The sequence below is a fragment of the Pseudomonas sp. AIG genome (assembly GCF_977020205.1).
The window spans coordinates 1-9,048 of record NZ_CDROCK010000092.1; the positions used below are offsets into that span (position 1 = coordinate 1).

Annotated in this window: 6 protein-coding genes and 1 pseudogene; 3 read left to right on the plus strand and 4 right to left on the minus strand. The window is 59.0% G+C overall.

The window, feature by feature from the left end; all coding sequences use genetic code 11:
• Nucleotides 1–136, minus strand: a pseudogene (locus ACWR1S_RS30015) (energy transducer TonB); the annotation flags it as partial.
• A 194-nt stretch (nt 137–330) separates the two neighbouring features.
• Between ACWR1S_RS30015 and mksB the strand changes: the two are divergent.
• Genes mksB through mksF form a run of 3 tightly spaced genes read left to right on the plus strand, consistent with a single transcriptional unit; the run spans nt 331 to nt 5,136 of the window.
• Complete coding sequence (mksB, locus tag ACWR1S_RS30020) at nt 331–1,608, plus strand: Mks condensin complex protein MksB (protein ID WP_454566039.1); 1,278 nt, start codon at nt 331–333, stop codon at nt 1,606–1,608.
• Nucleotides 1,598–2,299 carry an Mks condensin complex protein MksE gene (gene mksE / locus ACWR1S_RS30025; protein ID WP_034156067.1) on the plus strand — a complete coding sequence of 234 codons (702 nt, stop codon included), beginning with the start codon at nt 1,598–1,600 and terminating at the stop codon, nt 2,297–2,299. Before mksB ends, mksE begins: the two co-directional genes overlap by 11 nt.
• Complete coding sequence (mksF, locus tag ACWR1S_RS30030; RefSeq protein WP_102901100.1) at nt 2,296–5,136, plus strand: Mks condensin complex protein MksF; 2,841 nt, start codon at nt 2,296–2,298, stop codon at nt 5,134–5,136. Before mksE ends, mksF begins: the two co-directional genes overlap by 4 nt.
• Before the next feature lie 190 nt (nt 5,137–5,326).
• Here the strand turns inward: mksF and ACWR1S_RS30035 are convergent, their stop codons facing one another.
• Genes ACWR1S_RS30035 through ACWR1S_RS30045 form a run of 3 tightly spaced genes read right to left on the minus strand, consistent with a single transcriptional unit; the run spans nt 5,327 to nt 8,892 of the window.
• On the minus strand, nt 5,327–7,630 hold the full coding sequence (locus tag ACWR1S_RS30035; protein ID WP_454566040.1) for an MlaD family protein: 2,304 nt from the start codon (nt 7,628–7,630) through the stop codon (nt 5,327–5,329).
• Entirely contained in the window at nt 7,623–8,246 is a 624-nt protein-coding gene (locus tag ACWR1S_RS30040; protein ID WP_160059432.1) for a paraquat-inducible protein A, read from the minus strand. The genes ACWR1S_RS30035 and ACWR1S_RS30040 overlap by 8 nt, the downstream gene beginning before the upstream one ends.
• A complete protein-coding gene (locus ACWR1S_RS30045; RefSeq protein ID WP_454566041.1) occupies nt 8,233–8,892 on the minus strand; it encodes a paraquat-inducible protein A in 660 nt (219 codons plus the stop codon). The genes ACWR1S_RS30040 and ACWR1S_RS30045 overlap by 14 nt, the downstream gene beginning before the upstream one ends.
• Nucleotides 8,893–9,048: the final 156 nt, after the last annotated feature.

Sequence of the window (9,048 nt, forward strand, 5' to 3'; positions counted from 1 at the left end):
GGGCCTCTACCTCGGGCTCGGGCATGTCCAGCAGCTCGGGCCGCGACGGTGCGGCGAAAGGCAATTCGGTACGCGGCAGCCAATTGACCACCTGCATGGCGTTCAAATAGGCGCGGCGGCGGGACTCGATTAGCAAAGGTCGGCCACTTGTGGATAACTGAAAGTGCGCTGATTCTACCGCCCTTCGTTCAAGATCGCTTGCTGTTGATCGATAGCCTTTACCTGAGCTCGCTCCCTTGGAAAATGCGACAGCCCGTCCCGAGAGTGAATCGCATCCTTCGCGATGCAGTACAATCGCGGCTTTTAATCGTCAACCAGCCGGCCATTCCGATGATCGAACCCAAGCGCGTCTTGCGCGCCCTCGCTGAACACTGGGCACTTCTGGAGCCACTGTGCGAGCACTTCGACCAAGGCACATTGAGCCTCAACGAACTGCGCACGCAACTGGCCGCCCAACAACTGGACAGCACGCCGCAGGACATCACCAGCCTGCTCGACGTGTGGATTCGTCTCGATATTCTGATCCCGGTGGCGAAAAGCCCGAACCGTTTCGAGCTGAACGCGCAGATCCACGACTTCCTCGCTTACTTGCGGCGTGAACACCGCTTGGGTCTGTGTCTGGAAATCGAAGCCTACCTGCGCCACCTCGAGCGTCTGGCCGGTTATATCCAGGACGCGTTCGACGTCCGCGATGGCCACGACCTCGCCCGCCAGTTGCGCCTGCTCGATATGCGCGTGCGCGACGTGCTGAAGAAGCTCGACAACGATGAACAGGCCTTGGTCGCCGTCGCCGAACGGGCGAAGACCAGCGACCGGCAGATTCCGCTGCGTCAGCGTTACGCCGAAGTACTGGCGACGTGGGACGAATACGTCGAGCCGATGATCGATCTGGTGAATGCTGACGGCGCCTTCGAACAAGGCGTGCGCAAAGTCGAAACCGTGCTGCTGAAGATGCTCAGCGAACAGCAACGTCTCGGCCATCTGGTTGACGACGACATGTTGCTGCGCACCCACGCACGCATCCTCGAAATGCAGACCAGCGCCCAGCTGACCTTACGTCATGCCCGCGAACTGCTGCTGCCATTGCGTGAAGAAGCGCGCCGGCACAACGCCGTGACCCGTGGTGCCGCACTTGCACTGGCGGCGATTCGCCGTAAAGGCATCGACGCCGTGCCGCAAGCGGCGATGCCGCTGTTCACCCGCCCGCAAAGCACCTTCCTCGGCAGCGCCAGTCAGGTCGAAGCCTACGTGTATGCGTTGGCGCGTTTCGAGCCAAAACCGGCGCGCTTCCCCAAGGCGCACAAGACCCAGAAAGGCGAAGCCCCACGCGCTCCGCGCACCGTGCGTGAGATGGTCGACCGTTGCGAAGAAGCCCTGCCGATGCCGGATCTGATGACCTGGCTGCTGGAGCAGGAACCGGACGGCGCCACCGACGAATTGCTCTACTGGTTCTCGCGCCTGTCGCGGGAAAAACGCTTCAAGCGCGAGCGTCTGGAACGCCGCGAATACCACACTCATGAGCATCAGGTCAGCCTGCGCTCCTTCGCCCTGCTCTCGGCCAGCGATACCGCCGCCGAGGATTCTGCGAGCATCCCCAATGCATCTTGATCTTTCCGAACTGTCGCAACTCGCGCCGATCTTCCGCGAGCTGTTCAAGGGTTACCACGTCAGCCGTCGCGATCCGGAGTTGTACGCACAACTGTCGAACTTCCAGGATCAGTACCGCACGCTGTTCAAGGCGCTGGGCTTTGAACTGGTCTGCGATACCCGTGGTTTCTACTACTTTGTGCCGGACATGGCCGCTGCGGCGGTGAACAAGACCGCCCAGCGTCTGGCGCTGTTCACCTTCATCCTCGTTGAGCACCTGGCCGATCAGGGCCGCGACCCGATTGCCGTACTCGATGGCGGTAGCCTCGGCCGCGAAGAGTTGCCATCGCTGCTGGAGAAATACCGCGACCTGTTCATTCAGGCCGAAGTGCAGACCGTTGAAGAGCTCGAAGAAAAGATCATGCGCCGCATGACTCAACTCGGTTTCGCCGGCGAAGAAAACGGCGTGTACCGCTTCCTGCCGCCGATGCACCGTTTCCTCGACGTGTGCCTTTCGGTACAGCAAGACCGCGATCTGGCGGCCAGCGTGCACAGCGTATTGCCACTGCCGGCGCCGGTACTGATCGACGAAGCAGCCGAAGCCAAATTCCTCGAAACCGACGATCCGCTTGATCTCACCGAATTTGATGAAGAAAGCGAAGAAGACGCACTGGCCCGCGCCATTGCCGAAGAACAGGAGTCCGACGCATGAGCCAGGAACGCTATGGCATCCGCCGCTTTGCCCTTTTGAACACCGCCGGTTACAGCCTCGGCCTGTTCCCGCTGGAAGAACCGTTGTCGGTTTACGGCGCGAACAACCTCGGTAAATCGGCGTCGATCAACGCCTTGCAGTTCCCGATTCTGGCGCGCATGTCGGACATGAGTTTCGGCAAGTACAGCCTCGAACAATCGCGGCGCTTCTACTTCGCTTCCGACACCAGCTACATCCTTGTCGAAGTGAACCTGCCGCACGGTCCGCACGTGATTGGTGTAGTCGGTCGTGGCCCGGGCGGTGGTTTCGGTCACCAGTTCTTCGCCTACGCCGGCAAGCTCGATCTGGCGCATTACCAGAAGAACGACACCTGCCTGCGTCAGAAAGAGCTGTTCAGCAACCTTGAGAAAGAAGGCCTGAAAGCCTACGAACTCAAGCCTGATGAGCTGCGTCGTTTGCTGGTCGGCGGTCATACGTCGATCCCGCTCGACCTGACGCTGATCCCGCTGCGCTCCACTAGCGAGCAGAGCCTGAAGACGTTCCGCGCGTTGTTCATCAACCTGCTGCACATGCGCGAAATCACTGCGGCCAAGCTTAAACAACTGTTCCTCGATGCCTTCGAACACAGCCTGCGTTCCGGCAGCGTCGATTACATCGCCGCGTGCGAAGAAGCTTTCCGCGACGTGCGACGCATGGAACAGGACTACAACTCGCTGGTCGCGGCCGGCCCGTTGGTGGAAGCCTTGGCCAATGGCGTGAAACAACGCGACGTGCTGCGCGGCAAACTGCATCGCCTGTCGCCACTGCTCGATTCGTTGCTCGGCACCTGGTCGGACTACGCCAGTGCGCGCAAAGAAGAACTGACCATTCAGGCCGACCATTACCGTGGCGAGCAGGACAGCCTGCAAAACGATCAACGCGGCGGCACCCAGGAACTGATGCGTCTGGAGCGGGAAATTTCCGGCATCCAGCGTTGGCTCGGCGAGCTGTCGGTGTTGAAGAATCGCTTCGCCTTGGTCGATGACGTCAAAGTGCTCGAGCAGCAATTGCTCGCCGCCAAAGACGCTCACGACGAATTGGCCGGTGCCCTGGCACAATCGCGTCAGTTCAGTGCCGAAGATCTGGAAGAGCGCGTGCGCGATCTGGAAAAACGCCTGAAATCGGTGAAGCAGCAACTCGATCACGCCGACAACAACAGCTACGCCCGTCTGCGCGAAGAGTTCTCGCAACAGGATGTCGAGCGTCTGATGCGCCTGTTCAACAGCGCGCTGTTCAGCCTGCCGCTGGGCGAACACGGCATCACCCTCGACGACGATGGCGAGTGGGTCAAATCGGTTGAGCTGATTCTCGATGGTTTCAAAGGCGAGCGCTTCGAAGTGCCGGGCCTGTCCATCGACATCTCGCACATCGAGCCGCCGGCGCTGCAGGCCTTGGCTGACCGCGCGGCGTTGCGCGACCAGAAAGAGCGTCTGGAAAAAGAACTCAAGCAACTGAAGACCCAACAGGCTGTAGCCGCCGACCGCGCCGCGAGCAAGACCCAGACCGAAGCGCTGTATCAGCAAGTGCTGGATGCGCAGAAAGCCCTGGAAGATTTCCGCCGCACGCAGACCCTGAGCGCCGAAGAAAGCGACAAGCTCGAGCAACTGGCGCAGATGGAAGGCGCGCAGGACGAACTCAAGCGTTCCAGCGATGCCTTCACCGAGCGCGTCCAGCAACTGTCGGCCAAGCTGCAACTGGTCGGCCGCCAGATCGCCGACATGGAAGCCAAGCAACGTACGCTGGACGATGCCCTGCGCCGTCGTCAGTTGCTGCCGGCGGATCTGCCGTTCGGTACGCCGTTCATGGATCCGGTCGACGATTCGATGGACAACCTGCTGCCGCTGCTCAACGACTATCAGGACAGCTGGCAAGGCCTGCTGCGCGCCGACGGTCAGATCGAAGCGCTGTACGCGCAGGTGCGCCTCAAAGGCGTGGCCAAGTTCGACAGCGAAGACGACATGGAGCGCCGCCTGTCGCTGCTGATCAACGCTTACGCGCACCGTACCGATGAAGCGCTGACGTTGGGCAAGGCGCGTCGTGCTGCGGTTACCGACATCGCCCGGACCCTGCGCAATATCCGTAGCGACTACGACAGCCTCGAGCATCAACTGGCGCTGTTCAACCGCGAGATCAACAAGCGTCAGGTCTCCAACCTGCAAAGCTTCCGCATCGTCCTCGCGCCGAACAAGGAAGCCCTCAAGCACATCGACCAGATCATCCACAGCGCCGGTCAGTACGAAGAAGGCGAAACCCTGTCGGTGTTCGATCTGAGCCAAAGTGCCGAGCAGGACAACAAGAACGAAGAGGCCAAGGAATACCTGGCGCGGCTGGTGGCGGCAAACCACAACCAGCTCGGTCTAAAGGATTTGTTTGAACTGGCGTTCGAGATCACCAAGGTCAACGGTCAGCCGGTGATCCACACTGACATCGACGGTGCGGCGTCCAACGGCACGACCATGACCATCAAGGCGCTGACCAACATGTATTTGTTGCTGCACTTGATGGACCGCGATCAGGCCGGCCGCGTGCGTCTGCCGTACTACCTCGACGAAGCGGCGGACATCGACGAGAAGAACCAGGCCGCACTGCTGGAAACCAGCCTGCAACTGGGCTTCGTGCCGATTCTGGCGAGTGTGAAGCCGCAGGTCTGCGCCAGTGTCGCGATCGACCTGGAAGGCGGCAGCGGCCCGGCGGGGATCTACATCGATGAGGCGGACTGGAAGTACATCCGTCGCCATGATGTGGTGAAGGCTACGGTCAATGTTGAAGCGGATGAACCGGAGCTGGATGCGGTTTGATCGGCGTTAACTGAAGGCAATAAAAAGGGCCGCGATCTGTTTGGATCGCGGCCCTTTTTATGGCTTGGGTTTTGTGCTGATTTAAAGGGTCTCTTCGCGAGCAAGCTCGCTCCCACATTGGAACGCATTTCAAATGTGGGAGCGAGCTTGCTCGCGAAGGCGTCTTTGTAGACGCCACATCAACTTCAGATTACTTACCGAGGGAAATCTTCGGCGCCCACGTCAGCCACTCATCCTCAAACTTGTCGAACAGCGGGAACGTCTGCTCAGCCCGCGCCTGATTGCCCATCCGCTCACCATCCGGCGTGGCGAAGGCGATGCCGCCCTGAATCGCCGTCTCCAACGACTCGGTGCGCACTGTCAAACCATTGAACAGACCGATATCGAAACCGACACCGCTGGTATTCCAGAACCGGCTGCCGCTGCGTACCAACGGCGCATATTTCGGCTCGATCAGAATGTGCACCAACACTCGATCAGCGGTCTGCCCCAGTTCATAACCGGTGACTTTGCCCACAGTAATTTCGCGGTAGGTGACTGGCACTCCCGGTTTCAGCGAACCACGACGGGCAGCGCTCAACACCAGACTCAGCCCCGCCTCTTGCTTGGTCACTTCCGGTGCATTCGCCAGCGCGACGAAGTTCTTTTGCGGGCCGAGGTTCTTCGCCGCCGGTTGCACTTCGATGTATTGCCCGGTGACCAAGGTTTCCAGATTGGCAGTCTTGATCAGGCCCAACTCAGGTTTTACCACCCAGAACTGACTGCCGACCCGGGCGATCTTCTCCGGCACTTCGGTGATGCGCGCCGTGAGGATCACCGATTGCAGATCGTCCGTCAGATCGACACTTTCAATCTTGCCGACATCCAGTCCCTTGAAGCGCACCGGGGTGCCACTGCGCAGACCATCAGCGCGATCGACTTTGATCGTCACCACCGTGCCTTTCTGATTCGCCTCATCATGGTTGGCGAACAGGCGGAAACGCGGAATACGTTTCTGCAGCGGCGCCTTGGCTTGCGGTGTCTCGAAGGCGATGCCACCGGCCATCAGGGTCTGCAGCGACTCACTCTTGACTTGAATGCCACCGGTCAGTCCGCCGGTCAACGTGATGCCACTGACATTCCAAAAGCGCGTGGAGGCGTTGACCAGATTTTCGTATTCCTTATCGATGTGCACGCCAATGACCAATTGCTTCTTGGTCTTGGAGAACTGATAGCTCTGCACCGAACCGACCTTGACCTGTTTGTACAGAATTGGACTGCCGACATCGATCGAGCCGAGGACATCGGTGAACAGCACCAGGTGCAAGCCCGGTGAGCGCAGATCCAGCGGCGGCGCCTTTGGCCGGGCCTCGAATTCGCGTTTCGGAGCCGCACCTTTATCGCCCGGGCGTACGGCGATGTAGTTACCTTTCACCAAGGCTTCCAGACCGGTGATCCCAGCCAGAGAAATCGACGGTTTGACTACCCAGAACTGCGTGCCATCGACCAGATAGTCCTCAGCCAATGGATCGAGGGTGAGCTCGGCTGTGGCGCTGTTCAGGTCAGGATCAACCTTCAGCGCCTTCATGTTGCCGACTTGAATGCCTTTGTACATCACCGGTGTGCGGCCAGCCTGCAGTCCTTCGAAGTCGCTGAGTTTGACCTTCACCCGAATGCCGGCAGCCGCCGCGTCAAAGTCCTCGTAGAGACGGAACGGCAGGCTCGGATCGGTCGGCGGACTGTCCTTGCGATTCTCCGGCGTAGCGAAGGCGATGCCGCCGGCGACGATGCTGGCCAGCGATTCGCTGCGTACTTTCACACCGGACAGGTTAGCGTCGATGCTGATGCCACTGGCGTTCCAGAAACGCGTGTGTTTGCGCACCAGTTTGGCGTAAGTCGGCTCGATGAAGACTTTCAGTTCTACTGTGCTTTGATCTTCCGAGAGCAGGTAGCTTTTGACCTGGCCGACTTTGATCTGCTTGTAGAACACCGGGCTGCCACGGCTCAGTGAACCGAGACGATCAGCCTTGATGGTCAGGTGCAGGCCAGGCTTGGCATCGGACAGCGGCGGCTCCTCGGAAAGCGCCTTGAACTTGCGCACGGGCTCGCCTTCTCCGGGGCTGATAGCCACGTAGTTACCGGATACCAGGGTTTCCAGTCCGGTGATACCGGCCAGGGTCACACTCGGTTTGACCAGCCAGAAGCGTGTGCTGGTCTTGAGGTATTGCTCGACGTCCTTGTTCATCTCGACCGTGGCGATTACGCCTTTGGAGTTACCCTCATCGTCGAGCTTGAGCGCTTTGACCTTACCGACCGACATGCCTTTGTACATAACCTCGGTCTTGTTGGCCTGGATGCCTTCGCCACTCTCGAAGCGGATTTGAATTTCGATACCGGTTTCGGAATAGGCACGCCAGCCGAGCCAGCCGCCGATGATCAGCGCGATCAGAGGCAGAACCCAAATGGCGGACCAGTTCGAGGCCGGTCGGGTTTTCGCTACGGGCAAATCAGTCATGGTCGTCGTCCGACTCCGTGTTATCCCAAATCAGTCGGGGATCGAAAGTTACTGCGGCGAGCATCGTCAGAATCACCACACTGGCGAAGGCGATGGCGCCAAGATTGGCTTCGACACTGGCAAGCCGGCCGAAGTTGACGACCGCCACGAGAATGGCGATCACAAATATATCGAGCATCGACCAGCGGCCAATGAACTCGATAAAACGGTACATCCAGATGCGCTGGCGGGCCGACAACGGCTGGCGTCGTTGCACCGAAAACAACAGCAGCGCGATACCCACCAGTTTGAAGGTTGGCACCAGAATACTGGCGATGAACACCACAGCGGCAATCGGGATCATGCCGTGCTGCACCAATTGGATCACGCCGGACATGATGGTGCTTGGGTCACCCTGGCCCAAAGAACTGACAGTCATGATTGGCAAGACATTGGCCGGGATATAGATAATCGCGGCGGTGATCAGCAGTGCCCAGGTGCGAACGAGGCTGTTCGGACGGCGAGCGTGAACCAGCGCACCGCAGCGGGTGCAGGTTTGCTCGTCGGCGTCCGCTTCCTGTTTGTTCAACTCATGACATTCGGTACACACCAGAATGCCCGCATCAATCGCCCGCATGAGCGTCTTCTCCTGATAACGCCTGCCAGATCTGATGCGGTGACATCACCACCTCCAGCCAGACCTGCACCAACAACAAACCGATGAAACACGCCAGGCCCAGACCTACGGTAATGGCGGCCATGTCCGCCAGTTTGACGATCGCCACCAGTACGCCCATGAGGTAAACCTCAAGCATTCCCCAGTCTTTGAGGTGGTGATAAATGCGATAGAGCAGCAAGCCGTAGCTGCGACCGATATCGAATCGGATTGTCAGTAACACGAACAACTGGCACAGCAACTTCAGCAACGGGATGGCCATGCTGCACAGGAATACGACAATCGACACGCCTTGCATGTCGGTGTTGAAGAGGCCGAGTACGCCACTCCAGACCGTATCCTGCGAAGACTGTCCGAGGATATTGAGCTGCATGATGGGCAAAAAGTTTGCCGGGATATACAACAGCAACGCTGCGATCACCAAGGCAAGGCTGCGCTGCACCACGTTATGACGGTGAGCGTACAACTCGTAACCGCAGCGAGGACAGAGCGCTTTCTCGCCATGGGCAAGTGTGGGCTTGCGCATCAGCAGGTCGCACTCGTGACAGGCCACCAAGTCTTCCAGCGGTAAATCTGACAGCCCGGGGGCGTCAACCGACTCTGACATACAGGCTCTGGCTCCGAATAAGGTGGGGCTATTCTAGTGTTCTGATTCGAAAATAACTGTGCAAATTTGTTCGCTGTCGCGAACAAAAACTTTCCTGCGGGCAAAACAAAACCCCAACTGCTTTCGCAATTGGGGTTTCGGAATTTAATCTTGACG